The organism is Promicromonospora citrea, from assembly GCF_013004695.1.
GTDB classification, from domain to species: domain Bacteria; phylum Actinomycetota; class Actinomycetes; order Actinomycetales; family Cellulomonadaceae; genus Promicromonospora; species Promicromonospora citrea.
In genome coordinates, this window is record NZ_JABEMG010000031.1 from 12,118 (window position 1) to 38,900 (window position 26,783).

Sequence of the window (26,783 nt, forward strand, 5' to 3'; positions counted from 1 at the left end):
GAGCGTGCCAGAGCCTCTCGCCAGTGGTCAACAGCTCCAGCCCGGCGGCTGCTCAGCCCAGCACCGACTCCAGCTCGCCCGCCACCAGGTCGACGAACGCGTCCGGCGCCCCCTCCGGGAGCAGCCCCGGCAGCGTGAGCAGCGAGCGCAGGTCCTCCTCCGCGCCGGCGAGCCCCGCGACGTCGCCCAGGCCGTCGCCGCCGCCGGGCACCTCCGCGGCATCGACCAGCGCGGCGAGCTCATCGGCCCGCGGGTCGTCGACGCCCTCGCCCGTGTGGACCCGGCGTCCGACGAAGGCGGCCCAGGCCGCGAGCCCGAAGGCGACGCCGCGCGGCTCGCGCCCGGCGGCCAGGGCCTCGGCGAGCACGCCGCCCCAGCGGAACGGGATCTTCTGCGTGCCGTCCATGGCGACCTGCGTCGTCGTGTGCCCGGTGTGCGGGTTGGCGAAGCGCGCGAGGATCTGCTCGCCGTACGCGTGCAGGTCCAGGCCGTCGGGCGGGGAGAGGGTCGGCAGCGCGTCCTCGAACAGGTACTGCCGCGCCCGCTCGGCGATCACGGGGTCGGTCACGGCCTCGGCGATCGTGGCGTGGCCCGCGATCCACCCGGAGTAGGCGACCAGCGAGTGGGTGCCGTTGAGCAGCCGCAGCTTGGCCTGCTCGAAGGGTGCGACGTCCTTGGTCAGCGTCGCCCCTGCGGCCTCCCACGCGGGGCGCGGCCCGGCGAACCGGTCCTCGATCACCCACTGCGCGAACGGCTCACCGACCACCAGCCCCTCGTCCCGCACCCCGAGCAGCGCGCTCACGGCGTCGCGCTGCTCGGGCGTCGTCGCGGGCACGATGCGGTCGACCATCGAGCACGGGAACGTGACCCGCGCGCCGAGGTACTCCCGCAGGGCGTCCCCCTCCGCGCCGGGCAGCGCGGCGTCGACCGCGGACCGCACCAGGCCCTCGAGAACCCGACCGTTGTCGACCATGTTGTCGCAGGTCAGCACGGTCAAAGGTGCGCCGGAGGGCGCCCGCGCGGCGAGCCCGCGCACGAGCAGGCCGATCGCCGACACGGCCGGTGCCGCGCCGGCCCCCGCGAGCGCCTCGAGGTCCGGGCCGACGACGGAGGTGTCGAGCGACCCGTCCGGCCGCCGCGCGTACCCCTTCTCGGTGATGGTCAGGGTCACGACGTGCGTGGTCGGCGCGGCGATCGTCTCGAGCACCCGCGCGGTCTCCTCCGCCGGGTAGGCGACGTCGACCACCGACCCGATCAGCTCGACCGACGACTCCCGCTCCCCCGCGGTGAGCACCGTGTAGACGCCGCCCTGGGGCCGGAGCTGGTCGCGCACGGTCGCGGAGCGCTGGGTCACGCCGAGGATCCCCCACGCCGTGTCGCCCGTGGCCAGCGCGGCGCGCTCGGTGTAGACGGCCTGGTGCGCCCGGTGGAACGCGCCGATGCCGAGGTGGACGATGCCGACGGCCGTCGGAGCGACGGGCGCGTCGACGCCCTCGGGGACGCGGTCCCTGTGCAGGCGGTCCTGCGGGTGGTCCTCAGTCGTCATCGCGTGCCTCCTTCACCTGTGCCACGAGCTGCGTCGGGTTCACGAACCGCAGCGCCACCACGAGCATCGCGAGCATGGTCGCGGTGTAGATCACCGACATGGCCGAGATGAGCTGCCTCGCCTCGCCGCCGCCGGCCGCCGTCATGCCACGGTAGATCGCCACGACGAGCGTGTCCGACCCGGGGCCGGAGACGAGGAACGTCAGCTCGAAGAGCCCGACGGTCCGGACCAGCACCAGGATGCCTGCCGCGAGGATGCCCGGCACGAGGAGCGGTGCGAGCACGCGCGTGAACACCTGCCGGGTCCTGGCGCCGCACATGCGCGCGGCGGACTCGATGGCCGGGTTGATCTGCTCGATGAACGGCGTCATGGTCAGGATGACGAACGGCACCGACGGCACGAGGTTGACCAGCACGACGGCGGTCAGCGTGCGCCCGAGCCCGAACGAGTACATGACGGTCGCGAGCGGGATGCCGTAGGTGATGGGCGGCATGAGCACGGGCAGCAGGAACAGCAGCATGACGACGCGCTTGCCGGGGAACTCCCGCCGCGCCAGCACGTACGCGGCGGGCACGCCCACCAGCACGGAGATGACGACGACGAGCAGTGCCACCCCGACCGTGACGCCGACGACCTCGCCGAGCGAGAACCGGTCCCAGGCCTCGGCGTAGCGGTCGGTGGTGAACCCCTCGGGCAGCCAGGTGGCGAACCACTGGCGGCCGAACGAGTCGACGACCACGGCGACGAGGATGCCGAGCAGGAACACTCCGAACGCGGTCATGCCCGCCCAGACGAGCCAGGTGGAGGGGCGGGCGGCGAGACGCCGCTCGCCCGGTGCGACAGTGGCGGCCATCAGCCCTTACCTCCCGTGGTCCCGCGGTACAGGAGCGAGCGGAGGCCGAGCACGGCCACCACGACGAGCAGCTCGACCGCCCCCATCATGAGCGCGATGGTGGAGGCCATCGCGTAGTCGTTCTGCTCGCCGAACGCCCGGAACGCCATGAGGGACATGACGCGGGTGGAGCCCATGGCGTCACCGACGAGGCGCGCCGACGGGAACACGGAGAAGGCGAGCACGAAGGTGAGCACGAACGTCGTGGCGAGGCCGGGCGCGAGCAGCGGCAGCACGATCCGCCGGAACCGCTGCCACCAGCCGGCGCCGAGCGTCCGCGCGGCCTGCTCGAGCGACGGGTCGATGCCCGACAGGTAGGACGAGATGAGCAGGAACGCGAACGGGAACCCGGTGATGACCAGCGAGAACATCACGCCGAGGTAGTTGTTCACGAGCTGCAGCGGCTCGTCGATCAGCCCGGCCTGGAGCAGCGCCCGGTTGAGCCAGCCCTGGCGCCCGGCGAAGATCAGCAGGCCCTGGGCGGTGAGCACGGTGCCGAGCGTGATCGGCAGCACGAGCAGCGAGGTGAGCAGGCGCTTGCCCCGGAACCGGTGCCGCAGCACCATCGCGACCGGGATCGACGCGAGCACGTTGAACAGCGCGGCAGGCAGCGCGAGCCGCATCGTGATCCCGATGGAGTCGAACACGAACGGGTCGCGGAAGAACGCCACGTAGTTGGCGAACACGCCGCCGCCCCACTGCTCCTGCATCGCCGCCGTCGGCTGGACGGTGAGCCCGATGCCGTAGGAGAACGGGTAGACGAACAGCGCGACCGCCACCACGAGCCCTGGCACCAGGAGGAGCAGGGTCGGGTCGATGCCCCGCTCGGCCAGGCGGTGCCGCAGGCTCGCGGTGGACCGCTGCGCGCCACCCGTGCGGCTGGTCACGCCGCCACCTCCTGCGGCACGGGTGCGTCGAGCGACTCGGGGAACACGAGCACGCGCTCGACCGGCGCCGTCAGCCGCACCGCGCCGCCCACGACGGGCGGCGTCGCCGACCGCGCGTGGAGCATGACGTCGCCCGCCTGCACGCTCACGGCGTGCTCGCGCCCGTGGTACTCGACCACGGCCACGGCGCCGCCGATCGCGCCGGCCCCGCCGTCCGCGGCGGCGCCGGGTCCCGCGACCACGAAGTCCTCCGGTCGCACGGCCACACGCACGCTGTCGCCTGCCCGCAGGGCGCCGACGGCGCGGCCCGTGAGCCGGACGCCGTCGGCACCGCCCGTGCCCGGCAGCTCCACGACGGCCTCGCCGCCCGAGGCCGAGACGACGGTCGCGGGCAGGATGTTGCGGTAGCCCATGAAGTCGGCGACGTACCAGCTCGTCGGGCTCTCGTAGAGCTCGTCGGGCGTGCCGACCTGCTGCACGCGGCCCTCGCGCATGACGACGAGGCGGTCGGCCAGGGACAGCGCCTCCTCCTGGTCGTGCGTCACGTAGATGGTGGTCAGCCCGAGCGACTGGTGCAGGCGCCGGATCTCGGTGCGCATGTCGAGGCGCAGCTTGGCGTCCAGGTTGGACAGCGGCTCGTCCATGAGCACGAGCGACGGCTCGAGCACGACGGCGCGCGCGATGGCGACGCGCTGCTGCTGGCCGCCCGAGAGCTGGCCGGGCAGCTTCCTGGCGTGCTCACCGAGCTTGACCAGCTCGATCGCCGCGCGCACGCGCCGGTCGGTCTCGGCGCGCGGCACGCCCTGCATCTGCAGGCCGAACGCCACGTTCTTCTCGACCGACAGGTGCGGGAACAGCGCGTACGACTGGAACACCATGCCGAACCCGCGACGCTCGGGCGGCAGCGTGTCGATGCGCCGGCCGTCGAGCAGGATCTCGCCGTGCGTGAGCGGCAGCAGGCCGGCGAGGCAGTTCAGCGCCGTCGACTTGCCGCAGCCGGAGGGGCCCAGCAGGGCGACGAACTCGCCCGCGCGGATGGTCAGGTCGAGGCCGGCGAGGGCGTCCACGCCGCCGAAGCGCCGGCCGACGCCCCGCAGCTCGAGGGACTCGAACGCGCTCACCCCTCCTCCACCTTGCCGCCGCCGATCTCGCGGTCCCAGATGTCGAAGGCCTGCACCATGGAGTCCGCGTCGAGCGGCACGACGGCGTCCTGCGACTCGATGAGCTCGTCGAACAGCGGGCGGCCGTACTCCTCGATGACCTGCTGCGACTCCTCCGGTGCGAGGTCGATCGTCGCGCCGTCGACCGCGGGACCCGGGTAGAAGTAGCCGGAGTCGTACGCCTTGGCGTTCTGCTCGGGCGTGAGCATGTCCTGCAGCAGGAGCAGGATCGCGCTGATCTTGTCGGCGCTCTGGCCGCGGGGGATGGCGGCGTAGTGCGCGTCGGTGACCCACGTGAAGTCGTCGAACGCCGACGCCTCGAGCGTGTCCGGGAGCTGGCCCTCGGCACGCGGGGCGATCTCCCAGCCGGTCGTCGTCGGGACCATCGCCCACGTGCCGTCGGCCATGTTGGTCACGACCTGGCCGGTGCCCGTCGGGTAGGTGTCGACGTACTGCCCGAGCTCCTTGAGGTACGCCCAGGTCTTGTCCCAGCCGTTCTCGGGGTCGGTCGGGTCCTCGTCGCCCAGGAGGTACGGCAGGCCCATGAGGAACGTCCGGCCCGGGCCGGAGTTCGCGGGGCGCGCGTAGCCGAACTTGCCGGGGTTGGCCTCGGCCCACTCCAGCAGCTCGTCGGGCGTGGCGGGCGGCGTGCCGACGACCTCGGGGTCGTACTGCAGCAGCGGCCCGGACGGGTAGTACGTCGTCACGACGCCGTAGCCCTGGGCGAGCTCCTGCATGTTCGCGGCGGGCTCCAGGTAGTTCTCCTGGTTGGTCAGCCGGTCACCGTAGTCGTCCACGACCGGCAGCCACAGGTCCTGGCCGATGCCGGCCGAGAGCCCGTCGTTGCCGGTGAACACGACGTCGATGGACAGGTTGCCGCTGTCCACCTGCGGCTTGACGATGCCCGTGACGTCGGGAGCGCCGCCGGTCTCCCAGGTCACGGACTCGATGACGTCGGGGTTGTTCTCGACGAACTCCTCGACCATGCCCTCGGTCAGCCGCTGGTTGCCCGCGACGTCGAGGATGTTGAGGGTGACGGGCTCCGAGGGGGTCTCGGGCACGGCGGCCGGGTCGGTGACGGCTGCGCCGCCGCCCTCGCCGCCGGGGGGCGCGGGCGGGGTACAGGCGGTGAGCAGGGTGAGCGCCGCGACGCCGACGAGCGCGGCGGCCTTCTTCGAGGTGCGCATGGTGCCTTCCTCTCTCTCGGGCGTCTTCGCCCAGGGGGGTCGTGCCAGGACGGGCGTCAGGTGCCCGCGCCGGCCGGAGCGGGCCCGGAGGACCCGCGGATGACGAGCTCGACGGGGAGCTGCGCGCTCGCCGGTGCGCTGTCGCGCAGCCGGGCGAGCAGGAGGTCGACGGCGCGCCCGCCCAGGCGGGCGAGCGGCGCGTGGACCGTGGTGAGGGCCGGCGAGAACATGGCGGCCATACGGACGTCGTCGAAGCCGACGACCGACATCTCGCCGGGCACGTCGACGCCGCGGTCCCGCAGCCGGTCCAGGATGCCGATGGCCATGAGGTCGTTGAACGCGGTCACGGCCGTGACCCCGCGCGCCAGCGCGTGATCGGCGGCCTGGACGCCGCCCTGGAAGTAGGGCTGGAAGCTGCCGAGCTCCACGAGCGTCACGCCCCAGCGCTCGGCGGCCGCCTGCAGCCCGGCGACGCGTCGCCGCCCGGACCACGACGTCGGCGGGCCCGCCGCGATGCCGACCGAGCGGTGCCCGAGCGCGGACAGGTGACCGAGCACCTGGTCCACACCGGCCGCGTCGTCGACCGCGATGTACGGCACCTCGTCCGCGCCGTCGGCGCCGAGCGAGAGCTCGCGGCTCGCGAGCACGACGGTGACGCCGGCCAGCGCGGCGCGCAGGCTCTCGTCGTCGGACCGGGGCGAGGCCACCACCATGCCGTCCGTGCGGGCGGCGAGCGCCCGGATGAGCTCGGCCTCCGCGGCCGGGTCCTCGTCCGAGTCGGCCACGAACACGTCGTACCCCTCGGCGCGGGCCCTGGCCTGGACGCCCTTGGTCACGGACGCGAAGTAGGGGTTCTCCAGGTCGGGCACCACGAGCCCGACGGCGTGCATCCGGCCCCTGCGCAGGCCGCTCGCGGCCCGGTTGGTGCGGTAGCCGAGCTCGTCGGCGGCACGGGTCACGCGGTCGCGCGTCTCGGCGGCCACGCGCTCCGGCGTGCTCAGGGCACGCGAGACCGTCGAGATCGAGACCCCGGCGGCGCGTGCGACGTCGTGCACCGTGACCATGGCACCTCCTCGTGACCCGTGCGTCGCTGCGAACGTTTGCGCCATAGTGCCCGAAGGTTGCAAACGTTCGCAACCATCTCGCCCGATGCCCTACGATGACCGCGCAAGCGCTTACCGCCCGGCGACGACGCCTCAGGAGGACACCCGTGACCGACACCTGGACGCTGCATCCCGACCGGGCGCTGCCCGCCGACCCGACGACCCGGCCGATCGCCCGCGAGATCTACGCCGCGGTCCGGGACCTGCCGATCGTGTCGATGCACGGCCACGTCGACGTCGCCGCCTTCGCCGACGACGAGCCGTTCCCCGACCCCGCCCAGCTCCTCGTGGTCCCCGACCACTACCTGACCCGCATGCTCGTGTCCCAGGGCGCGCGGCTGCCGGAGCTGGGCGTCGGCCCGGCAGGCACGCCGGGCCTGGAGACGGACCCGCGCGAGATCTTCCGCCGGTTCTGCGCGGGCTGGAAGCACTTCCGCGGCACGCCCACCCGGTACTGGCTCGAGCACGAGCTCGTCGAGATCTTCGGGGTCACCGTGCGACCGTCGGCCGAGACCGCCGACGAGGTGTACGACCAGGTGGCCGCCGCGATCGCCGACCCGGCGTTCCGGCCGCGCGCGCTGCTCGACCGGTTCCGGATCGAGACCATCGCGACCACCGACCCGGCGTGGAGCCCGCTGGACGAGCACGCCAAGCTGGCGGCCGAGCTGCCCGGCCGCGTGCTGCCCACCTTCCGGCCCGACCCCCTCCTGCACCCGGCCCGCGCGACCTGGCGGGACGACCTGGACCGGCTCGCGGCGGCGTCGGGCATCGCGACCGACACGTACGCGGGGTTCCTCGACGCGCTGCGCGAGCGGCGCGCCGCCTTCGTCGCGGCGGGCGGCCTGGCGACGGACCACGGGCACCTCGCCGCGGACACGACCCCGCTGCCCGACGACGTCGCGCAGGCGCTGTTCGACAAGGCGCGCGGCGCGGACGGGGCCGGCCTCAGCACGGAGGAGGAGGCCGCGTTCTCGGCGCACATGCTGTTCCAGATGGCGGCGATGTCCGCGCAGGACGGCCTGGTCATGCAGCTCCACCCGGGCGTGCTGCGCGACCACGACCCTGCCGTCGCGGCCGCCTTCGGCCCCGACAAGGGCTACGACATCCCCGTCGCGGCGGAGTTCGCCCGCGGGCTGCGGCCGGTGCTCGAGGCGTTCGGCCACGCGGAGTCGTTCCGACTCGTCGCGTTCACCATCGACGAGGACGTGTACTCGCGCGAGCTGGCGCCGCTGGCCGGCGTGTACCCCGCGCTGCGGCTCGGCGCACCGTGGTGGTTCCTCGACGCGCCGGACGCGATGCGCCGGTTCCGCGAGGCCGCGACCGAGACCGCCGGGTTCTCGAACATGTCCGGGTTCGTGGACGACACCCGTGCGTTCTGCTCGATCCCCGCGCGTCACGACCTGGCCCGCCGCGTGGACGCCGGCTACCTCGCGCGGCTCGTCGCGGAGCACCGGCTCGAGCTCGACGAGGCGGTCGACACCGCCGCCGACCTGGCCTACCACCTGCCGAAGCAGGCCTACGCGCGGCCCTGAGCCGCATCCCCCCTTTCAACCCGACGTTGTTCGGCTCTGACGGCCCCGAAAGCCGAGCAACGTCGGGCTCGACACCGAGCGCCGCGAGGCCCTGGCCACCCGGGCCTCGCTGCGGCAGAGTCGGAACCAGCGTCGGTATCACCGCACACCAGGACATCCATCGCACCACGGACGGGACTCGACCCATGACCACAACGCCCCACCCGGCCTGGCTGCCTGACGACGCGTTCACCGCGATCGGCCGCCGCCGGGTCGTCGTGGCGGGCGACGGCGCGCTCGCCGGGACCGTCGCCGAGGAGGTGGCCGCGGCCACCGCCCGGTTCGGCGGCTCGTTCTCCCGCCTCGAGGTCGGCGACGGTGTGGCCGACGCCGAGCTCGTGCTCACCCTGACCCCGCCCGGCCTGACCGAGCCCGGCCCGACCGAGCCCGGCGCCGACGTCGACGAGAGCTTCCGGTTCACGCGCGAGGGGGGCGCCGTCGTCGTGCAGGCGCCGTGCGACGCCGGGCTGCTGCACGGCCTGTTCCACGTGGTGCGCCTCGGCGAGGCGGCGTTCGACGGCCCCGACGCCGACGAGACGCACGCACCCGCCACGGGCCTGCGCATGCTCGACCACTGGGACAACGTCGCGGTGCACCCGGTGATGGGCCAGGTCGAGCGCGGCTACGCGGGTGGCTCGCTCTTCTACGACGACGGCGCCGTCCGGGCGGACCTCTCCCGGCTCGAGCGGTACGCGCGCCTCCTGGCCGCCGTCGGCATCAACCGGGTGGCGATCAACAACGTCAACGTGCACGCGCGCGAGGCGTTGCTGCTCACCGACGACCTCCCCGAGGTCGCGCGCGTGGCCGCCGTGTTCCGGCGGTGGGGCATCCGGGTGCACCTCGCGGTGTCGTTCGCGTCGCCGATCCTGCTCGGCGGCCTGGCCACGTCCGACCCGCTCGACGCCGACGTCGCCCACTGGTGGGTCCGCGCCGCGGCCCGGGTCTGGACCGCGATCCCCGACTTCGGCGGGTTCGTCGTCAAGGCCGACTCCGAGGGGCAGCCCGGCCCGTTCGCGTACGGCCGCACGCACGCCGACGGCGCGAACATGCTCGCCGCCGCCGTCGCGCCGTACGACGGGCTGGTCCACTGGCGTGCGTTCGTCTACGACCACCGGCAGGACTGGCGCGACCGGTCCACCGACCGCGCCCGTGCCGCGTACGACCACTTCCGCCCGCTCGACGGCGCCTTCGCCGACAACGTGGTCGTGCAGGTCAAGTACGGCCCGATGGACTTCCAGGTGCGCGAGCCGGTGTCGCCCGTGCTCGCGGCGATGCCGCGCACGCGCATCGCGCTCGAGCTCCAGGTGACGCAGGAGTACACGGGTCAGCAGCGGCACGCCGTCTACCTCGGCCCGCAGTGGAGCGAGATCCTCGGCTTCCGGTTCTGGGCGGCGCCCGGCGACGCCGCGGCCGACGACTCGCCCACCGTCGCCGACCTGGCGACGGGCCGTGGCAAGGCCGCGGAGGACCCGGGCACCGGCGCGTGGCGCAAGCCGGCCGGCGGCTTCGCGGCCGTCTCGAACACGGGCGACGACGAGTTCTGGACCGGTCACCCGTTCGCGCAGGCGAACCTGTACGCCTACGGGCGGCTGTGCTGGGACCCGGGTCTCGACCCGTCGGCCCTGCTCGACGAGTGGGCGGGGCTCACGTTCCCGGGCGCACCCGACGCCGTCCGCGCGGCCCTGCACGCCGTGCTCGACCGGTCGTGGGAGACGTACGAGCAGTACACGACCCCGCTCGGCGTCGGCTTCATGGTGCGCCCCGGCCACCACTACGGCCCTGACGTCGACGGCTACGAGTACACGCCGTGGGGCACCTATCACTTCGCGGACCGCGACGGCATCGGCGTCGACCGCACGACGCGGACGGGCACGGGGTACGCGGGCCAGTACCCCTCGCCGTGGCGCGAGGTCTACGAGTCCGTCGAGACGTGCCCCGACGAGCTGCTGCTCTTCTTCCACCACGTGCCCTACACGCACGTGCTGCACAGCGGCAGCACCGTGATCCAGCACGTCTACGACACCCACTTCGAGGGCGTCGAGCGGGTCGAGCGCATGATCGAGGCATGGTCGGCGGTGTCGCCCCTGGTGGACGAGCGGCTCGCGGAGCGCGTGGCCGAGCGGCTCGCCGAGCAGCTCCGCAGCGCGACCGAGTGGCGCGACCAGGTCAACACCTACTTCCTGCGCAAGTCCGGCATCCCCGACGAGCGGGGCCGCACGATCTACTGACACGGCCGCTGCCGAGTTCGGCACCCTGCGCCGCGCGGGCCCGCGGCATCGGTCCTTTGTCGCGAGATCGGCAGGCCGACGTGCCGATCTCGCGACAAAGGACCGACCACGTCGGAGCAGGCCCTGCAGGGGACCGATCTCAGCGCGCCCCGGCGCCCAGCGCTGCCACCTCGCGGCCCTGAGGGCCGTCACGCCGCAGCGGGCGCCTCTCGCGCCCGCGCCGGCAGCCCCACGTCCCAGAACTGGATGGTCTGCAGCACCCAGAACAGCGCGAAGACCAGCATGAGCACGGTCTCGACGACGAACAGCGTCTGCGGGAACACCGCGGGGAACCACCGGTCGAGCACCACCATGGTGGTCAGGCCCACGACGAGCACCGTCGCCATGACGACGGCGATCCACCGGTACCAGACCCGGTAGGCCACGGCGGACATGCCGCGCAGCCGCTCGAGCGCCTGGACGGTCACGGCCCGGTCCGAGCCGTTGATCCACGCGACCGCCACGAGGCATGCGAAGAGCAGGACGGCGGCGAGGTAGTGCGCGACCGAGCGGAACGTCTCGGGCGACGCCAGCAGCCACACGCCGGTGGCCGCCCACGCGAACCAGGTGAGCCACAGGTCGAGGCCGTGCGCGGTCAGCAGGTCGCGCCGCCGGGGCCAGGTCGCGAGGGCGAGCACGAGGCCGCCGACGATCAGCAGCGTGCCGACGTTGTTGGCGATCCGCTCCGGCACGTCGACGCAGTACGGCTCGGCCGTGCACATGTCGGCCGCGAGCGGCGTCGGGACGAGCGCGACGAGGAGCGCGAGCATGCCCGCGAAGTTGAGCAGCACCTCCTCGGCGCCGCGGCGGCCCTTGATGGCCACGAGGCAGGTGCCGATGCCGACGAGGGAGCTGACGAAGATGCTCTGGACCGGCGAGTAGAAGTAGGCACTGATCGACGCGTGCCACCACTCCTCGCCCGACGCGAGGCGCCCGTGGTCGGCCACGATCTGCAGCGCGAGCGACACGAACAGCACGAGCACGACGGCCACGATCGCCACCCGGAGGTAGCGGTAGGTGAGCCGTGCCGGGTCCCCCTGCTTGATCACCATGGGCACACTGTGGCGCAGGTGCAACGTTCCGGACAACGCTGCATGCGGTTACGCGGAGGCCGTGAACCGCACCTCGACGTCGGTCAGCACGGCGGTGGCGTTGCGCAGCACGAGCGCGAGCCAGACGACCGCGAGCAGGCCGAACACCACCTCGGTCACGAGCACGACCATGCCCGCCGCGAGCACGAGGAGGGAGAGCGACCCCAGCGTGACCAGCGGGCGGGCCGCGAGGTAGTAGGCGGCCAGCCGCGCCGCGTCCCGCGTCCGGAAGCCGAAGAACGAGACGATGACCAGCGCGTTCACCAGCCAGAGCAGCACACCGACGCCGATCACCACGAGCGCGGGGGCGAACCACCCGGGCACCCCCGCCGCGCGCAGGCCGCCGAGGGAGACGGCGACGATGCCGAGCACCACGAGCGCGGGAGCCCAGACCCGCAGGGCGTCGGCCCAGTTCTGGCGGTACCCGCGCCAGAACGACGCGGCGGGCGTCAGCGCGTCGGCCTTCGCCCGCCCGCGGAGCGCGTAGAGCCCCGCCGACGCGGCGGGACCCAGCGGGAGGAGGCAGAGCACGACGAGCGGCGCGTTGGTGACCGAGCGGTCGAGCAGCGTCAGCGCGAGCAGGCCCGGCAAGGAGGTCAGCACGAGCAGCAGCTCGACCACGAGGTACCAGTAGACCGCGCTCGCACCCCGCCCCAGCGGGCCGTCGCCGTACTCCCTGCGCTCAGTCACGCGCCACGATCCGCGCGTCGTCGACCCACGGCGGCGTCTCGTCCCGCACGGGGTCGAGGGTCACCAGGGTCACGCCGTGCCGGCCGAGCGTCAGGTCGAGGTCCACCCGCCCGCCGTCGGCCCCCGGTGCGACAGGCAGCGAGAACGCGCGCCGGGCGGGCTCGCTCGCCTCGTGCAGCGCGTCCAGCTGCCAGGCCGACGGCGACGCGGGGCGTCCCATCTCGCGCCAGGCGGCCCAGGCGTTGCCCGCGGTCTCGTCGACGTCGTGCCGCATGGCGAACACCCGGCCGCCGGTCGGCGCAGGGATGCTCAGGCGCACCTCGTGCCGGTCGGGCTCCTCGGGGCTCTCCGAGCCGCCGACGGGCTGCCAGGCCAGGACCGTGACCTGTCCCGTGCCGGCGTGCCGCGTGACCAGGTGGTCGTCGCCGCGCGCCAGCACCTCCTGGCCCATCCGCGCCATGAACGCGTACAGGTGGTACGTCGGCTTGCGCACCTGGCGGTACGCCAGCATGCCGAACCCGCCGTGGAAGAACGACGCCGGGACGCCGTTCTCCTCGAACACGTCGGAGAACGTCCAGTAGGAGAACGAGTCGGCGTGCGTGCCGCCGTTCGCGAGGACCGGGGCGAGGTAGGCCGCGTTGTAGGCCGTGTCGTGCACGGGGTTGTCCGGCCGGTAGCTCGTGTTGAACTCGGTGATGTGCAGCGGCCGGTCCGCGAGCACCGTGCCGGCGAGGATCTCGCGCGGGCGGGCGAACTGGTCGAGCAGGTTCTGCGGCGCCCGCAGGGTCTGGTAGACGCCGAACGGCACGTGCTGGGCGGGGCCCGAGCTGTACGCGTGCACGGAGAGGAAGTCGGCGGGCAGGTCGCGGGCGGTGACGAAGTCCGCGAAGGGCTTCCACCAGTCGTCGGCGCCGGGCGAGATCGCCGGGCCGCCGACCTGGAGCTCGGCGTCGACCTCCTTGACGGCGAGCACGGACGCCTCGTAGAGGCGGAAGTACGCCTCCTGGTCGGCGTCCTTCCAGAAGATGTCGAGGTTGGGCTCGTTCCACACCTCGACCGGCCAGGTGCGCACCTCGTCGAGGCCGTACCGGTCGATCAGGTGGCGCAGCAGCGCCTGCACGAGCTGGGCCCACTCGGCGTGGTCCCGCGGCGGCGTGACGTTGCCGTGCCACCAGAACACGGTCTGGTCGCCGGAGGCCAGGGCGCTCGGCATGAAGCCGAGCTCGAGGAACGGCTTGATGCCGATCTCCAGGTAGGCGTCGATCACCTGGTCGACGTAGGTGAAGACGTACGCGGTGCCCCGGTGGCCGGCGGCGTCGTACGGGCGGTGCACGGCGACGTCGTCGTGCAGGATGCCGTGCCCCCTGATGTACCGAAAGCCGATGTCGCGCTGCGCCAGGGCCAGCGAGTCCTGGTAGTCGCGGCGGAGCGCGAGGTTGAACCGGCCGGTCCCGACGCAGGTGCGCCAGGCGTCGCTGAGGGTTCCGGCGGGCTCGGTCGGCACGATGGTGCGGGGCACGTGTCTCCTTGGTGTTCGGTGGGGTGGATGTCCCGGGACGCCACCAGGTGTGCGACCCGTCGAGGGTCGCACACCTGGCTCAGCGGTGGGCCGCTGGTGTCACTCGCCGGCGACGGCGCTGTTGGCGAGCTCGACGTAGTCGGCCATGCCCGCCGCCTCGAGCTCGGCGACGTAGTCGTCCCACTCGCTGAGCGGCCGGTCACCGACGATGAACTGCGCGGTGTTCTGGTAGACGATGTCCTGCAGGTTCGTCTGGTAGAGCGTGGCCTGCTCCTGCTGCATCTCGTCGTACGTGATCGCGGGCGGCAGGGGCAGCTCCTCCTTCTGGTTCATCCCGTCGAGGAACTCGACGACCTCGTCGCGCAGCATCGACTTGTCCAGCTCCTCGGTCGAACCGTGGGCCAGCATCCAGACGCCGTTGTGGTAGCCGAAGTCCTTGCGGAGCTCCTTGGGCGCGCCGGGGTTGAGGCCGTTGACGTCGATGTCGTCCTTGAGGACGCGCTTGTCGCCCTCCCACTCGAACGTCTCGCCCTCGACGCCCCACTTGGAGAACTCCAGGCCCTCGTCCGAGTAGTACAGCCAGTCGACGAACTGCAGCATCGCCAGGAAGTCGTCGTCCTTCGCCGCCTCGGCGCCGAACACGATGCCCGACTCGCGGCGCGAGCCCGCGACCAGGTAGCTGCCGTACGGACCGGCCGGCACGACGATCTGGTGCACCTCGGCCTCCTTGGTGCCGAGCTGCTCGAAGTTGTCGCGGTACTTCACGAGCTCCTGGTCGTTCGAGCTGATGGCGGCGACGCGGCCGGACGCGAACTTCTGCTCGCCCTGCTCCATCTCCTGGGTGACGGACTCGGGGTCCATCAGGCCGTCCTCGACGAGGGAGGCGAAGTACGTGACGAGGTCGCGGTAGCCGTCCGAGGCGCCGGCGTAGGTGAACTCACCGGCCTCCTCGTCCCACCACAGGCCGTTGATGAAGCCGGTGCCCGCCGTCGTGCCGAAGTTGGGTGCCGCGGCGTTGAGGGTCTGCTCCATCGGGCTGTTGATCGACCACTTGTCGCTGAACGGGTAGTCGATGTCCGGGTTGGCCTCCTTGACGGCCTCGAGCTGCTCCTTGAACTCGTCCCAGGTCTCGGGGTCCTCCGTGATGCCCGCCTTCTCCCAGAGGTCGGCACGGACGGCGATGGAGTACTGCGGCTTCGCGATCTCGTGGATGCCGGGCAGGAGGTAGAACTTGCCGTCCTCCTGCCGGAGCTGGTCGACCTCGGCCTGCAGGCCCCACTTCTCGATCTTGTCCTGGAAGTTCGGCATGTACTGGACGTAGTCGGAGATCGGGAGCAGCGCGTTGCGGAACTGCGCCTCCTCGCCGGCGTAGATGGAGGGCATGATGTCGGGACCGTCACCCGAGCTGATGAGCACCGAGCGGCGCGTGGCCAGGTCCGCGAGCGGCACGTTGACGTACTCGAACTCGACGTTCTGGTTGTTCTTGAGGTGCTCGACGATCGGCCAGTCGTCCTTGAACGGGTAGTCGGGGTGGTCGCGGTACAGGAGGCTGAACTCGACCGGCTCCGTCGCCTTGAACGTGGTGCCGACCTCGAAGTCCTCCATGTAGCCGACCTGCGACTCCATGTCGATCTCGCCGGACTCCTCCGCGCCGCCGCCGCTGGTCGAGCACGCGGTGAGCGTGACGACCAGGGCCGACGCCGCGAGGCCCGCGGCAGCCCTCCTCGGGGTGATCCTCATGGTTCTCCTTCAGGGTGTGAACGCCGTCGCCTCTGACGGTCGGGACGGGGGCGGGTGGTGGTCGTGCGTGGCGGTCAGCCCTTGACGGAGCCGAGCATCACGCCGGACACGAAGTACTTCTGGATGAACGGGTACACGCAGACGATCGGCAGGACCGTGAGCAGCATCGCCACGGACTGGACGTTCGCCTGGATCTGCACGGTGTCGCTGCCGAGGTCGGTGGTGGACGTGGCCGCGGCGAGCAGGTTGCGCAGGTAGAGGGTGACCGGGTACATGTCGCGGTCGTTCAGGTACAGGTACGCCTGGAACCACGAGTTCCAGAACTGGACCGCGTAGAAGAGGGTCATCGTCGCGATGACCGCCTTCGACAGCGGCAGCACGATGCGGAAGAACACGCCGTACTGCGACATGCCGTCGATCTCGGCGGCCTCCTCGAGCTCCCGGGGGAAGTTGTCGAAGAACGACTTCATGACCAGCAGGTTGAAGACGTTGATCGCGCCGGGCACCACGATCGCCCAGATCGTGTTCTTGAAGCCCAGGGCGTCGATGAGCAGGTAGTTCGGGATCAGGCCGCCCGCGTACAGCATGGTCACCATGGCCAGGCCGACCAGGACGCCGCGGCCCTTCAGATAGGGCTTGGACAGCGCGTACGCGAAGGTCGTGGTGAGCGCCATCGCGATGAGCGTGGCGAGGAGCGTGTACACGACCGTGTTCCGGTAGTTGACCCAGAAGATCGAGTCACCCATCACGCTCGCGAAGGTCGTGAGGTTGAACCCCCGCGGCCACAGGTTGACCTCCCCGGCGGCGATGTAGGCCTGCGAGCTGAACGCCTTCGCCACCATGTTGAGGAAGGGGTAGAGCGTGAGGAACGTGATGACCACCAGCAGGAACGCGTTGGCGATCCGGAACGCCCGGTAGCCCGGCGTGTCCCTGACCGTCGTCGTGGTGGTGCGGACCGCCGTGATGTCAGGAGTGTTCGTCGTCACCACAGGGAGGCTCCCACCGCTCGCTTCGAGATCTGGTTGGCCGTCACGACCAGTGCCACGCCGATCAGCGCCTCGAACAGGCCGATCGCGGCGGCGAACGAGTAGTTGCCGCCCTCCCCGATGCCGACCCGGTAGAGGTACGTGGACAGCACGTCGGCCGTGTCGTACGTGAGGGGGTTGTAGAGCAGGAGGACCTTCTCGAACCCGACGGCCATGAAGGTGCCGATGTTGAGGATGAGCAGCACCATCATCGTCGGCCGGATGCCCGGGAGCGTGATGTGCCAGGTCTGCTGCCACCGGTTCGCGCCGTCGATCCGTGCCGCCTCGTAGAGCTGGTCGTCGATCGTGGTCAGGGCGGCGAGGTAGAGGATGGTGCCCCAGCCGACGGTCTGCCACACCTCCGACGTCAGGTAGATGGGCCGGAACCAGTCCGCGCGCTGCATGAACGGGATCGCCTCACCGCCGAACGCCTCGATGAGCTGGTTGACCGACCCGTTGATGGCGGTGAGCTGGAAGACCATCCCCGCGACGATCACGATCGACATGAAGTGCGGCAGGTAGGTGATGGTCTGCACCACGCGCTTGAACGTCCGCGACCGCAGCTCGTTGAGCAGCAGCGCGAGGATGATCGGCAGCGGGAAGCAGACCAGCAGGGTGAGGCCGCCGAGGATCACGGTGTTCCAGAAGACGTCCCAGAACGGCTTGCTCTGGATGAACATCTGGAAGTAGTAGAAGCCGACCCACTCGTCGCCGAACATCGAGCCGCCGGGGCGGTACCGCCGGAAGGCGATCACGTTCCCGATCATGGGCACGTAGCGGAACACCAGGAGGAAGAGCACCGGCAGGATCACGAACGTGTACAGGCGCCAGTGCCGGCGCAGGGACACACGCCACGTGTCGTTGCGCCGGAGCTGCTGCGGTCCGGGCCCCGCGCCGACGGCGCCCGCAGCGCCGCTCGGCGCACCGCCCGTCCGCGGGGCGACGTCGACCGTCCCCGTGCCTTGTGTCATCAAGTCCTCCGGTCACCGCGCCGTGCCGGGCCCTCCGGAGAGGGCGCCACGTCGTCGTGGAACGTTTTCGAAACTATCGGTGTCTTTACCGACAGTTCTTGGCTGGGACATTAGGGCGACGGTCGCGAGGCCGTCAAGGCTCGTTCAGAATCACGTCTGTCACGATGTGATCACGGCTGATTTGTCATCAGAAGCGCCGCGGGCTGGTGTACCTTCGGCCCAGAGAAACTTTCGACCACGGTTCCGAAAGGCGTTACGGAATGACCGGCACGCGGCCAGGCCCCACCATCGCGTCGATCGCGAACGAGCTCGGCCTGTCGGTGCCGACGGTCTCCAAGGTGCTCAACGGCCGCGCCGACGTGGCGCCGGCGACCCGCGACCGGGTCGAGGCAGCGCTGGAGAAGCACCAGTACCGGCGGCGGCGCCAGGCCGCCGCGCCCGCCGGCACCGGCCTCATCGACCTCGTCTTCCACCGGCTCGGCTCCGAGTGGTCCATGGAGATCATCCGCGGCGTCGAGCCCGCCGCCGCGGAGTCCGGCACCAGCGTGATCCTCTCGGAGCTCGGCGGGGTGCACCGCCCGCCCGCCCGGTGGCTCGACACCACCATCGCCCGGCCGCCCCTGGGGGTGCTGCTCGTGGCGGCCAACCTCTCCGAGGGCCAGCACCAGCAGCTCGACCGGCGGGGGATCCCCTACGTGGTGATCGACACCGACGGCGAACCGCCCGCCGACGTCGCCTCCGTCGGCTCGGACAACTGGAACGGCGGGCTCCAGGCCACGCGGCACCTCCTCGGCCTCGGCCACCGCCGCATCGCGGTCATCGCCGGGCCCTGGGACATGCTGTGCAGCCGGGCCCGGGTGGACGGCTACCGCTCGGCGCACGAGGAGGCAGGCGTCCCCGTCGACCCCGCGCTCCTGCGCAAGGGCAACTTCTACGTGGAGGCCGGGTTCCGGCACGGCCTCGAGCTGCTGTCGTTGCCCGACCGGCCCACGGCGGTCTTCGCGGGCTCCGACATGCAGGCCCTCGGCCTGCTGCGCGCCGCGCACCAGCTCGGGCTGCGCGTGCCGGAGGACCTGTCGGTCGTCGGCTACGACGACCTGCCGCTGGCCTCCTGGGTCGGGCCGCCGCTGACGACGGTGCGGCAGCCGCTCCGCGAGATGGGAGCGGCCGCCACCGAGATCCTGCTCGACATGGCGCACGGCAGGTCGCCGAAGGTCCGCCGCCTCAACCTCGCGACGGAGCTCGTGACCCGCGAGTCCACAGCACCCCCACCCCCCACCCCGAGGTAGTCACCCGGCGAGGTAGTCACCCGGCGAGGTAGTCACCCAGCGTCAGAGCGAGCGCGCGTGCGCGACGAGGCGGTCGAACGCCGCGTCGAGCTCGGTGTCCACCACCTGGGCCTCCGGGTGGGCGTCGAACCACGCGACCTGCTCCTGCGCACCGATGTCGTAGGTGATGGTCGTGCCGAACTCGGGCACGAGCGAGCGCACCTTCGAGATGTCGAAGACCATCGAGTGCGCCTTGTCACCCACGAGCCCCGGGCCGATCTCCGGCAGCACGCGCCCGATCGTCTCCGAGGCCACGTGCACGAGCTCCGGCGTCCGCACGCCGGCCGCCTCGGCCAGCCACGTGTAGATCTGGTCCCACGTGGGGGCGTGGGTGCCGGTGATGTGGAACGACTCGCCGATCGCCAGCGGGTGGCCCAGCAGCCCCACGAAGCCCACCGCGAAGTCCTCGGTGTGCGTGAGCGTCCACAGGGACGTGCCGTCGCCGTGGACGACGACGGGGCGCCCCGCGCGCAGGCGCGCCACGTCCGTCCAGCCGCCCGACGTCGGCAGCAGCGTGCGGTCGTAGGTGTGCGACGGGCGCACGATCGTCATCGGGAAGCCGTTGTCCCGGTACTCGCGGACCAGCAGGTCCTCGCACGCGATCTTGTCGCGGGAGTACTGCCAGAACGGGTTGCGCAGCGGCGTCGACTCCCGCACGGGCAGGCGCGCGGGCGGCGTCTGGTACGCCGAGGCCGACGAGATGAACACGTACTGCCCCGTGCGGCCCGAGAACTGCGCCACGTCGCGCGCCACGTGCTCCGGTGTGAACGCGCGGAACTGGGCGACGACGTCGAACTCGCGGGCGCCGAGCGCCGCCGCGACGGCCTCGGGGTCGTTCGCGTCGGCGACCAGCGTCTCGACCTCGTCCGAGAGCGGACGCGTGGCCGATCTGCCCCGGTTGAGCACCGTCACCCGGTGGCCGAGCCGTGCGGCCCGGGCCACCGAGGCATGACTGATGATTCCGCTTCCGCCGATGAACAGGATGCTCTGGGACATGCGGCCAATCCTTGCACCGAACGACCCGTCTGCGCTGGTCGGCGGCGTGATCAGCGCTGCACGCGCGCGCTCCCGCCGCCCGCGAGCTTGGCGACCTCCGGGAGCGTCACCATGGTGGTGTCGCCGGGCGTCGTCATGGCGAGCGCGCCGTGCGCCGCGCCGTACTCGACGGCCTGCTGGAGCGTGTCCAGCTCCATGAGTCCGTACGCCAGGCCGGAGGCGAAGGAGTCGCCGCCGCCCACACGGTCGAAGATCTCGAGATCGGCCCGGTGGGTCGCCTCGGCGAAGCCCTCGGCACGCGACCAGGCGATCGCGCCCCAGTCGTTGCGGGACGCCGAGCGCACGCCGCGCAGCGTCGTCGCGATCACCTGGAAGTTCGGGTAGGCCTCCGACGCTGTCTCGATCATCGCGCGGAACGCCCCGGTGTCCAGGTCGGTGAGGTTCTCGTCGACGCCCTCGACCTCGAAGCCGAGCGAGGCCGTGAAGTCCTCCTCGTTGCCGATCATGACGTCGACGTGCTGCGCCAGACGCCGGTTGACCTCGCGCGCCCGCTCCTCGCCGCCGATGCCCTTCCACAGCGAGGGCCGGTAGTTGAGGTCGTAGGAGACGATCGTGCCGTGCCGGCGGGCCGCGGCCATGGCCGCCTCGGCGACGTCGGCCGTCGACTCCGAGAGGGCCGCGAAGATGCCGCCGGTGTGCAGCCAGCGCACGCCACGGGAGAACAGCGCGTCCCAGTCCACGTCGTCGGGCCGCATCTGGGAGACCGCGGTGTTGCCGCGGTCGCTCACGCCCACCGCGCCACGCACGCCGAACCCGCGCTCGGTGAAGTTGAGGCCGTTGCGCACGGTGCGGCCGATGCCGTCGTAGGGCACCCACCGCACGTACTGCGTGTCGAGGCCGCCGGTGAGCATGAAGTCCTCGACGAGCCGGCCGATCTCGTTGTCGGCGAGCGCGGTGACGATCGCGCCGCGCAGGCCGAAGCAGCGCCGCAGGCCGCGGGCGACGTTGTACTCGCCGCCGCCTTCCCAGACGTCGAACCGGCGCGCGGTACGCACGCGGCGGTCGCCCGGGTCGAGGCGGAGCATGACCTCGCCCAGCGCGACGGCGTCATAGGCGGTCTCGGCGGCGGGACGGACGGTGAGGGAGGTGCTCATCGGGTGCTCTCCTGGTCGATCGTGCGGGCGAGGGCGACCGCCTCGCTCGTGCGGCGGGTGATCTCGGCCCAGTCGCCGCCCGTGACGAGCGAGCGCCCGACCATCCACGACCCGCCGACCGCGAGGACCGGGTCCAGGCCGAGGTAGTCGCCGAGGTTGGCGGCGCTGACGCCGCCCGTCGGCACGAACCGCACGCCGGGGAACGGCGCGGAGAACGCCTTGATCGCGGCAGGCCCGCCGACGACGGCGGCGGGGAACAGCTTCACGGTGTCGAGGCCCAGGTCGAGGGCCGCCATGATCTCCGACGGCGTCGCGACGCCCGGCAGCACGGGCACGCCGTGCTCCTGCGCCCGGCGCACGACGGCGGCGGACAGCCCGGGCGAGACGATGTAGCGCGCACCGGCGGCGACGACGTCGTCCACCTGCTCCGCCGTCGTCACGGTGCCCGCGCCGATCACGACGTCGGGCTGGTTCTTCGCCACCGCGCGGATGGCGTCGACGCCGCCTGCCAGGCGCAGCGTGATCTCGGCGACGGGCAGTCCGCCCGCGACGAGCGCGTCGGCCAGGCGGGCGCCCTCGTCGGCACCGTCGACCACGACGACCGGCACGAGCCGGTGCGCGGCGAGCGCCTCGAGGACGGGGGTGTCCGGGGATGACATAGAGGCTCCGTTTCGCTATGGTGAACGCCAGTTGTTCACTGCGGAACGATGCTACGTGAGGAGCCCCATGGAAGCCAGCCCGCTCGGCAGCGTCGACAAGGCGCTGCTGGCGCTCGACGCGCTCGCGAGCTTCGGCGCCGCCGGTGCGCCGCTCGGCACGCTGGCCGAGGCCGTCGGCGTCTCCAAGCCGACGCTGCACCGCACGCTCGCGGCCCTGCGGCACCGCGGCTACGCCGAGCAGACCGCCGACGGCGCGTACCGGCTCGGCCCCTCCGCCCTCGCGCTGAGCAACGCCTACCTGGCCGAGGAGAACCTGCCCGCCCTGCTCCACCCGGCGCTCACCGCGCTCAGCGAGGCGGTGGACGAGCTGGTGCATCTCGGCGTGCTCGCCGGACGCGAGGTGGTCTACCTCGACAAGGTCGAGCCGCAGCGCGCGGTGCGCGTGTGGTCGGCGGTCGGACGGCGGCGCCCCGCCGCGACGACGGCGCTCGGCCGGGCGCTGCTCTCGGTGCAGGAGCTGGACGAGGCGGCGCTGGAACGGGTCGCGGGGGACGTGCCTCTCGCGCGGCTCCGCGAGGTGCTGGCGGAGGCCCGGCGGAGCGGCGTCGCGGGCGAGACCGAGGAGAACGAGCCGGGCATCGCGTGCATCGCGGTCCCGCTGGTGCGAGCGGGCCGTGCCGTGGCAGCGGTCAGCGTGACGGCGCCCGTGGAGCGGCTGCGCGGCGCTGCCCGCACGGAGCGGGTCCGTGCCCTCCGCGACACGCTGCCCGCCCTGCTCCCGGCCGGCCTCACGGTGCCGGGCGCCGGGATGCCGAGCGCCGGGGCGCCGGTCCCCCGCGCATGACGAAGGCCCGGCCACCCCGCAGGGTGACCGGGCCTCGTGTCAGGGCCTGGCCGGGGTCACGCCCCGCCGGCCGCCATCTGGCCCGACGGCGGCAGGTCGCGCGGCGCCAGGCCGGCGCCCGCGGGCACCGACTGCGGCTCCGCCGTGGTGGGGCGGCGGCGCTCGTCGCGCTGCACGCCACGGAACGTGAACTCGCCGAGGATGCCCTCGCCCTCGCCGTCCACGATCACCAGCTGCCCCGCCGTGAGGTCGCCGAACAGGATCTTCTCGGACAGCGTGTCCTCGATCTCCCGCTGGATCGCCCTCTTGAGCGGACGGGCGCCGAGCACCGGGTCGTAGCCCTTCTCGGCCAGCAGCGTCTTGGCGGCCGGGGTGAGCTCGATGCCCATGTCCCGGTCGTGCAGACGACGGTCGAGCTTGGCGATCTCCAGGTCGACGATCTGGATGATCTCCTCCTGCGAGAGCTGCGGGAAGACGACCGTGTCGTCGACGCGGTTGAGGAACTCGGGCCGGAAGTGCTGCTTGAGCTCCTCGTTGACCTTCGCCTTCATCCGCTCGTACGAGGTCACCAGGTCGCCGCCGGAGTTGAAGCCGGTCTGGACGCCCTTGGCGATGTCCCGCGTGCCGAGGTTGGTGGTCATGATGATCACCGTGTTCTTGAAGTCGACCACCCGACCCTGCGAGTCGGTGAGGCGACCGTCCTCGAGCACCTGGAGCAGCGAGTTGAAGATGTCGGCGTGCGCCTTCTCCACCTCGTCGAACAGGACGACGGAGAACGGCTTGCGGCGCACCTTCTCGGTGAGCTGGCCACCCTCGTCGTAGCCGACGTAGCCAGGGGGCGAGCCGAACAGCCGCGAGACCGTGTGCTTCTCCGAGAACTCGGACATGTCGAGCTGGATGAGCGCGTCCTCGTCCCCGAACAGGAACTCGGCGAGCGCCTTGGCCAGCTCGGTCTTGCCGACACCCGTGGGGCCGGCGAAGATGAACGAGCCACCAGGCCGCTTCGGGTCCTTGAGGCCGGCACGCGTACGGCGGATCGCCTGCGACAGCGCCTTGATCGCGGCCTCCTGGCCGACGACGCGCTTGTGCAGCTCCTCCTCCATGTTGAGCAGCCTGCTGGACTCCTCCTCGGTGAGCTTGACGACCGGGATGCCCGTGGACATCGCCAGCACCTCGGCGATCAGCTCGTCGTCGACCTCCGCGACCGTGTCGAGGTCGCCCGACTTCCAGGCCTTCTCCTTGTCGGCACGGAGCTGCGTGAGCTGCTTCTCCTTGTCACGCAGGCCCGCGGCCTTCTCGAAGTCCTGCTCGTCGATCGCCGACTCCTTCTCGCGGCGCGCCTCGGCGATGGACTCGTCGAGCTCCTTGAGCTCCGGCGGCGCCGTCATGCGACGGATGCGCAGGCGGGCGCCCGCCTCGTCGATCAGGTCGATCGCCTTGTCCGGGAGGAACCGGTCGTTGATGTACCGGTCCGCCAGGGTCGCGGCGGAGACCAGCGCGGAGTCCGTGATGGACACGCGGTGGTGCGCCTCGTAGCGGTCGCGCAGACCCTTGAGGATCTCGATGGCGTGCTCGAGCGACGGCTCCGAGACCTGGATCGGCTGGAAGCGGCGCTCCAGGGCCGGGTCCTTCTCGACGTACTTGCGGTACTCGTCGAGCGTCGTGGCACCGATCGTCTGCAGCTCACCGCGAGCCAGCATGGGCTTGAGGATCGAGGCCGCGTCGATGGCACCCTCGGCGGCACCCGCACCCACGAGGGTGTGGATCTCGTCGATGAACAGGATGATGTCGCCGCGCGTGCGAATCTCCTTGAGCACCTTCTTCAGGCGCTCCTCGAAGTCACCGCGGTAGCGCGAGCCGGCCACCAGGGCGCCCAGGTCCAGCGTGTAGAGCTGCTTGTCCTTGAGCGTCTCGGGGACGTCGCCCTTGACGATGTCCTGCGCGAGGCCCTCGACGACGGCCGTCTTGCCGACGCCGGGCTCGCCGATCAGCACCGGGTTGTTCTTGGTGCGGCGGGACAGCACCTGCATGACCCGCTCGATCTCCTGCGTGCGCCCGATGACCGGGTCGAGCTTGCCCTCGCGCGCGGCCTGGGTGAGGTTCCGGCCGAACTGGTCGAGCACGGCGGAGCCTGCGGGCTGGCCCTCCTGGGGACCGCCCGCGGAGACCGGCTCCTTGCCCTGGTACCCGCTCAGCAGCTGGATGACCTGCTGGCGCACCTTGTTCAGGTCGGCACCCATCTTGGTGAGCACCTGGGCCGCGACGCCCTCACCCTCGCGGATGAGGCCGAGCAGGATGTGCTCCGTGCCGATGTAGTTGTGGCCCAGCTGCAGCGCCTCGCGCAGCGACAGCTCCAGCACCTTCTTGGCGCGCGGCGTGAACGGGATGTGGCCGCTCGGCGCCTGCTGCCCCTCACCGATGATCTCGGTGACCTGGGTGCGGACGCCGTCGAGCGAGATCCCGAGCGACTCCAGAGCCTTGGCCGCTACGCCCTCACCCTCGTGGATGAGGCCGAGCAGGATGTGCTCCGTGCCGATGTAGTTGTGGTTCAGCATCCGCGCCTCTTCCTGGGCGAGGACGACGACCCGACGGGCGCGATCCGTAAATCTCTCGAACATGTGCTGCTCCCTCACGAGCGGCGTACACCTGCACCGGCGGTACCAGGCCTGACCGCAACGACTCTATGCGCTCCCAACGCGCCCATGGGCCGGTTGATGCCCTTGTTCGCCAGGGGCGTGACGACGTGATGGTCCCGAGGACGCCGCGCGGACGCGACACGCCGGTGGGCACACCGTTCCACGGCGATTCCTCGCCGGTTCCGTACCTGATCCGGTACCTGGTGCGGCACGGGTCGTTGACGCGTCCCCCGCCACCCGGCAGGCTCGTTACCTGACGCGTACCCGCTCCGGGAGGCCACATGGCGGAGGAACCGAGCCCGACCCCCGAGTCCTGGGAACAGATCGTCGCGCGCTTCGCGCGGTTCTCCGGCGTCGTCGGCGAGGTGGACGACCCCCTGACCTGGGGGCTCGACCTGGTCGAGGAGGAGGTGACCGGCGGCGCCGACAGCGCGGACCCCACCGAGGAACGCTTCCTGCGGTCGTACCGCACGTTCGCGGGCGAGACCGTCGAGGTCGAGACGCTGCGCGTGCCCGCGACCGCGGCACAGGTCGAGGACATCGTGCGCGCCGCGTGCAGCGGGGCCCTCGTCGCGCCCCTGCACGCCGACGTCGACCCGGCGGCGTCGCCGGACACCACGGACGTGACCGACCTGGCCGAGTCGTACCGGGACTACCGCAGCGCGATGCGCGCGATCGTCGCGGAGGTCGACGACGTGCCCTGCGAGTCGCGGGAGTTCCGCGTCGACGGCGAGGCCCGCCGCTGCATGCGCGTCACCGTCCGCGACGTGACCGCCGTCTACTCCCCCGCGGCCGACCGCGGCGTCGTCGTGACGGGACCCACCGACCTCGTCGACCGGGTCGACGTCGTCACCCGCCCCATCCGCAACCTGCTGCACGGCGAGGAGGGGCCGCGGTTCTGAGCCGTCGGCCGGCCGGACCGACTCTCGCCGGCCCTCACCCGGCGGTCACCCGTCCGGCCCTCCCGGGCGCGCCGACCCCGGCGGTAGTATCGCCGCTGTGATCCGCGCCACCGCCCGTTCCGTGCCCCCGGGGCCGGGGCCGCGCGGTGCCCGGTCCGGCCGCGCCGCTGCCGCCGTCCCGACGCTGCTCGTGGCCGCGTCGCTGCTGCTCGGCGGCGTCGTGACCGCCCCGGGGGCCGCGGCGTCCTCCACCGCCGACGTCGACGTCAGCACCGACGGCGTCGCCTTCCGGCCGGGGTACCGCAGCGACGAGGTCGCCTACGTGGTCCTGCCCGCGGGCTCCCGCCACGGCGGCCAGGCCTACACCCGCCGGCTCACCCGGGACGAGCAGCGCAGCGGCTGGGCCGCGTTCTGGGAGGCCCGCCAGGCGTACCCGGACGGCTACTGCGTGGTGTGGGTCGAGGTCGAGGACGCCGGCACGTGGCACGACCCGGGCCGGGGCAGCGCCTGCACGGCGGCGGCAGAACCGACGTCGGCGCCGACCCCGACGGCCGATCCCGCCCCCGCCCCCACGCAACCCCCGCAGGCCGCCGAGCCGACCCGGAGCCCGCGGCC

The 26,783-nt window shown here is 72.0% G+C and carries 21 protein-coding genes and 1 pseudogene; 6 read left to right on the forward strand and 16 right to left on the reverse strand.

Translation table 11 applies throughout. The features are described from left to right. Positions 1-52: 52 nt before the first annotated feature. From HLB15_RS08545 to HLB15_RS08570, 6 genes are read right to left on the reverse strand one after another with little or no spacing between them, the layout of a single operon-like run. A complete protein-coding gene (locus HLB15_RS08545) occupies positions 53-1,546 on the reverse strand; it encodes a mannitol dehydrogenase family protein (RefSeq protein ID WP_171104878.1) in 1,494 nt (497 codons plus the stop codon). Next, positions 1,536-2,399, reverse strand: a complete 864-nt coding sequence (locus HLB15_RS08550; RefSeq protein WP_171104879.1) for an ABC transporter permease — start codon at positions 2,397-2,399, stop codon at positions 1,536-1,538. Before HLB15_RS08550 ends, HLB15_RS08545 begins: the two co-directional genes overlap by 11 nt. Further along, positions 2,399-3,325, reverse strand: a complete 927-nt coding sequence (locus tag HLB15_RS08555; RefSeq protein WP_171104880.1) for an ABC transporter permease — start codon at positions 3,323-3,325, stop codon at positions 2,399-2,401. Before HLB15_RS08555 ends, HLB15_RS08550 begins: the two co-directional genes overlap by 1 nt. Next, positions 3,322-4,446 carry an ABC transporter ATP-binding protein gene (locus HLB15_RS08560; protein WP_171104881.1) on the reverse strand — a complete coding sequence of 375 codons (1,125 nt, stop codon included), beginning with the start codon at positions 4,444-4,446 and terminating at the stop codon, positions 3,322-3,324. The genes HLB15_RS08555 and HLB15_RS08560 overlap by 4 nt, the downstream gene beginning before the upstream one ends. Continuing rightward, positions 4,443-5,672: an extracellular solute-binding protein gene (locus tag HLB15_RS08565; RefSeq protein WP_171104882.1), complete on the reverse strand. Its 1,230-nt coding sequence runs from the start codon at positions 5,670-5,672 to the stop codon at positions 4,443-4,445. Before HLB15_RS08565 ends, HLB15_RS08560 begins: the two co-directional genes overlap by 4 nt. A 56-nt stretch (positions 5,673-5,728) precedes the next feature. Next, on the reverse strand, positions 5,729-6,736 hold the full coding sequence (locus tag HLB15_RS08570) for a LacI family DNA-binding transcriptional regulator (RefSeq protein WP_171104883.1): 1,008 nt from the start codon (positions 6,734-6,736) through the stop codon (positions 5,729-5,731). Between the two features lie 146 nt (positions 6,737-6,882). On the opposite strand from HLB15_RS08570, the gene uxaC reads away from it, so the two are divergent. Further along, positions 6,883-8,307 carry a glucuronate isomerase gene (gene uxaC, locus HLB15_RS08575; RefSeq protein ID WP_229784887.1) on the forward strand — a complete coding sequence of 475 codons (1,425 nt, stop codon included), beginning with the start codon at positions 6,883-6,885 and terminating at the stop codon, positions 8,305-8,307. A gap of 185 nt (positions 8,308-8,492) precedes the next feature. Then, on the forward strand, positions 8,493-10,574 hold the full coding sequence (locus HLB15_RS08580; protein WP_171104885.1) for an alpha-glucuronidase: 2,082 nt from the start codon (positions 8,493-8,495) through the stop codon (positions 10,572-10,574). A 188-nt stretch (positions 10,575-10,762) separates the two neighbouring features. Here the strand turns inward: HLB15_RS08580 and HLB15_RS08585 are convergent, their stop codons facing one another. The 6 genes from HLB15_RS08585 to HLB15_RS08610 form a co-directional block, all read right to left on the reverse strand. Continuing rightward, the gene (locus tag HLB15_RS08585; RefSeq protein ID WP_171104886.1) at positions 10,763-11,665 is read right to left on the reverse strand and encodes a hypothetical protein; all 903 of its coding nucleotides are present in this window, start codon (positions 11,663-11,665) and stop codon (positions 10,763-10,765) included. A 48-nt stretch (positions 11,666-11,713) separates the two neighbouring features. Next, positions 11,714-12,394: a DUF624 domain-containing protein gene (locus HLB15_RS08590; protein ID WP_171104887.1), complete on the reverse strand. Its 681-nt coding sequence runs from the start codon at positions 12,392-12,394 to the stop codon at positions 11,714-11,716. Further along, positions 12,387-13,913 (reverse strand): GH39 family glycosyl hydrolase, encoded by a 1,527-nt coding sequence (locus tag HLB15_RS08595; RefSeq protein ID WP_171104888.1) that lies wholly within the window; start codon positions 13,911-13,913, stop codon positions 12,387-12,389. Before HLB15_RS08595 ends, HLB15_RS08590 begins: the two co-directional genes overlap by 8 nt. Before the next feature lie 99 nt (positions 13,914-14,012). Next, positions 14,013-15,653 (reverse strand): ABC transporter substrate-binding protein, encoded by a 1,641-nt coding sequence (locus HLB15_RS08600; RefSeq protein ID WP_171104889.1) that lies wholly within the window; start codon positions 15,651-15,653, stop codon positions 14,013-14,015. A gap of 74 nt (positions 15,654-15,727) precedes the next feature. Continuing rightward, the gene (locus HLB15_RS08605; protein ID WP_171104890.1) at positions 15,728-16,642 is read right to left on the reverse strand and encodes a carbohydrate ABC transporter permease; all 915 of its coding nucleotides are present in this window, start codon (positions 16,640-16,642) and stop codon (positions 15,728-15,730) included. Then, entirely contained in the window at positions 16,636-17,649 is a 1,014-nt protein-coding gene (locus tag HLB15_RS08610; protein ID WP_171104891.1) for an ABC transporter permease, read from the reverse strand. The genes HLB15_RS08605 and HLB15_RS08610 overlap by 7 nt, the downstream gene beginning before the upstream one ends. Positions 17,650-17,909: 260 nt before the next feature. Here HLB15_RS08610 and HLB15_RS08615 point away from each other — a divergent pair, with 260 nt between their 5' ends. Beyond that, positions 17,910-18,938 carry a LacI family DNA-binding transcriptional regulator gene (locus tag HLB15_RS08615; RefSeq protein WP_171104892.1) on the forward strand — a complete coding sequence of 343 codons (1,029 nt, stop codon included), beginning with the start codon at positions 17,910-17,912 and terminating at the stop codon, positions 18,936-18,938. Between the two features lie 42 nt (positions 18,939-18,980). Here HLB15_RS08615 and HLB15_RS08620 read toward each other — a convergent pair whose 3' ends face one another. Genes HLB15_RS08620 through eda form a run of 3 tightly spaced genes read right to left on the reverse strand, consistent with a single transcriptional unit; the run spans position 18,981 to position 21,786 of the window. Continuing rightward, positions 18,981-19,973 carry an SDR family oxidoreductase gene (locus HLB15_RS08620; protein ID WP_171104893.1) on the reverse strand — a complete coding sequence of 331 codons (993 nt, stop codon included), beginning with the start codon at positions 19,971-19,973 and terminating at the stop codon, positions 18,981-18,983. Positions 19,974-20,023: 50 nt separating this feature from the next. Beyond that, complete coding sequence (locus tag HLB15_RS08625) at positions 20,024-21,127, reverse strand: sugar kinase (protein WP_171104894.1); 1,104 nt, start codon at positions 21,125-21,127, stop codon at positions 20,024-20,026. Then, the gene (gene eda, locus HLB15_RS08630) at positions 21,124-21,786 is read right to left on the reverse strand and encodes a bifunctional 4-hydroxy-2-oxoglutarate aldolase/2-dehydro-3-deoxy-phosphogluconate aldolase (protein WP_171104895.1); all 663 of its coding nucleotides are present in this window, start codon (positions 21,784-21,786) and stop codon (positions 21,124-21,126) included. The genes HLB15_RS08625 and eda overlap by 4 nt, the downstream gene beginning before the upstream one ends. Before the next feature lie 67 nt (positions 21,787-21,853). On the opposite strand from eda, the gene HLB15_RS08635 reads away from it, so the two are divergent. Continuing rightward, positions 21,854-22,630 carry an IclR family transcriptional regulator gene (locus HLB15_RS08635; protein ID WP_171104896.1) on the forward strand — a complete coding sequence of 259 codons (777 nt, stop codon included), beginning with the start codon at positions 21,854-21,856 and terminating at the stop codon, positions 22,628-22,630. Positions 22,631-22,686: 56 nt separating this feature from the next. Here the strand turns inward: HLB15_RS08635 and HLB15_RS08640 are convergent, their stop codons facing one another. Then, positions 22,687-25,248, reverse strand: coding sequence for an ATP-dependent Clp protease ATP-binding subunit (locus HLB15_RS08640; protein WP_171104897.1), 2,562 nt, complete (start codon positions 25,246-25,248; stop codon positions 22,687-22,689). 299 nt (positions 25,249-25,547) lie between these two features. Between HLB15_RS08640 and HLB15_RS08645 the strand changes: the two genes are divergently transcribed. Both HLB15_RS08645 and HLB15_RS08650 read left to right on the forward strand, forming a co-directional pair. Beyond that, on the forward strand, positions 25,548-26,168 hold the full coding sequence (locus HLB15_RS08645; protein WP_171104898.1) for a hypothetical protein: 621 nt from the start codon (positions 25,548-25,550) through the stop codon (positions 26,166-26,168). A 97-nt stretch (positions 26,169-26,265) separates the two neighbouring features. Continuing rightward, positions 26,266-26,783: pseudogene (locus HLB15_RS08650) on the forward strand (hypothetical protein); the annotation flags it as partial.